The following is a 2,115-nucleotide window of genomic DNA, read 5'->3' on the forward strand; positions in this document are numbered from 1 at the left end:
CAGAAACGTCTCTTACTTCGTGAGGGGCGCATCCATCCCCGTCAGCGCATGGTAGACGGCGGCCGCGATCAGCTTCGCGCCGGCGGCGTTGGGATGCACGTTGTCCGGGATCAGATCGTCATGACCAGACAGCGCGGCGTGGACATCGACTTCGGTCACCTGGGTCTGCGTGGCGATCGCGTCGATCATCGGGATTTCTTCCTGAACGCCCGCTTCATTGATGCCGTAATTCCCAGTTTTAGGCACGGGGACGGGGCGACACAGGTAGATTTTCGGCTTGCTGGGGAGGGCTGCGAACTGGCGAACCATTTCTGTGTAGTCTGTGGTGAACTCGTCTTTGTACTTCCAGTTCTGCGATTTGGTGTCGTTGGTCCCGAGCATGATTACGACGATGTTGGGCTGGAACGCCTTGGCGTCGGTGAACGCCTTTTGGGTCCAATAGGGCGAATCGCCGTGCTTGAGCATGGTCGTTCCGCTGACGCCGAAATTTGTGACTTGATACCCTTCGCCCAGCCATCCGCCGAGCACGGCCGGGTAGCTGTTCACATTTCGATTGTCGACACCCGAGCCCCAGGTGATGCTGTCGCCGACACACGCGATACGAATCGGCTGGCGCAGCGTATCGATTTGGGCTTGCAGCGCCTGGTTCTCCGTTTCGGCGGCGTCCACGGAGGCGGCCTGAACTTTGTCGCCGCGCGTGTAGCCGACATAGGCCAGCCAGCCATTGGAGCGCGCCTCCCGCTGCCTCCGAACGAGATCGTAGAGCGGATCGGCCTCCATCTTCTGGACATCGGCAACCAATTCGGCGTGAGTGGCGTTGGTTTGAACGGGGACGCCCAGGCCATTGAGGAACACGCGCGCCATCGCCAAATGCCCCGCAGCGTCGGGATGGATGCCGTCCCCCGTATCCTTGAAACTCGGATCGGACCCGCGCTCCCGTTTGCGATACTCGGCCAGCGGCGTGTGCAGATCGATCACATTGAGGCCGCGCTCGCGCAGCCCCATCTCCCAGGCGGCGTATTCGGCCAGTACGTCGTCATAGTTCTCGTATGGGTCCATGTAGCTGTAATCGGCGGCTCCAGCTTTCTGAACGTTGCCCGCGACTTTGGCGTCGAACGGCGGCGGGGTCAGCAGGATCAGCCGCGCTCCCGACGCTCGCACGGTATCGATCAATGACTGCACGCCCTTTTTGAACGCCGCGAACCGCTCGGGGCTCTGCGGATGGTAAATCCCGTCGTTCATGCCATAACACGCCACAACCACTGAAGGCTTCACCTTGTCCAGAGCGCGCTTCAGGCGCTCATGGACATCGGGACGTGGAAACGGATGTCGCTTCTCGGTCTGGCCCGACGTCGTCTCACTGGCGAGGCCAATGCTGACGATGTCAAACTTCTGATCGGGGTAGCGCTTGCCGAGCGCGTATTCAATGTCCGTCACATATTTACCGTCCTGCGTGATGCTGTCGCCGAGCCAGAGCACCCGCTGCCCGGCCAGCGCCAGCGGCGTCAGCACAGGCCCCGAAACATCGCCGGCGGGTTTCTTCCCGCGAACCGGCGTCAGGATAATCGACCGGACATTCATGATATATTCGTGCGGCGTCTTGCGCGCCGCCAGGATCACATCCACATCGCCCGCCTTGTCGATCTGGACTTCACCGACCGGAACGGTTTTGTAGATCGACCAATCGCCCGTCGCGGGCGGCGTCGTTTCCACCGATTGGTCGCCGACACTGACTGCGATCGAAGCGCCGTCATTGCCCGTCGGCTGCGAATAGTACAGGTCCACACGGTACACGCCAGGCTTGTCCGCATGCGCTGTCCAACGAACGAGCACATGCGGATCGGTCCAGCCGCCAAGATTATCCATGACCGTATTATGCTCCAGTGAAGCGCCTGCGGACAGGCCGAGCGTTCCAGAGTCTAAAATTTGCGCGCTACTCACTGGCAGATTGATCGGCGCGGACTTGGCCGCGATGGCTGAAGGAGAGAACACGGCAACCGCCAACACGGCGGCGAGAATCATCGTTGATTTGATCGTCATGGTAATTGGTCTAACTCCCAAAGAGATAGCGTTTGCTCGTCAGAAGCCGGCGAATGAATTCGCGCCTATAAGTAC

1 protein-coding gene is annotated in these 2,115 nt (G+C 60.4%); it reads right to left on the reverse strand.

All coding sequences use genetic code 11. The annotated features are described in order from the left end of the window. Positions 1-12 precede the first annotated feature (12 nt). On the reverse strand, positions 13-2,040 hold the full coding sequence (locus ABIZ35_RS01025; RefSeq protein WP_348218016.1) for a GDSL-type esterase/lipase family protein: 2,028 nt from the start codon (positions 2,038-2,040) through the stop codon (positions 13-15). Positions 2,041-2,115: the final 75 nt, after the last annotated feature.

The sequence above is a fragment of the Capsulimonas sp. genome, assembly GCF_039929585.1.
GTDB lineage: Bacteria > Armatimonadota > Armatimonadia > Armatimonadales > Capsulimonadaceae > Capsulimonas.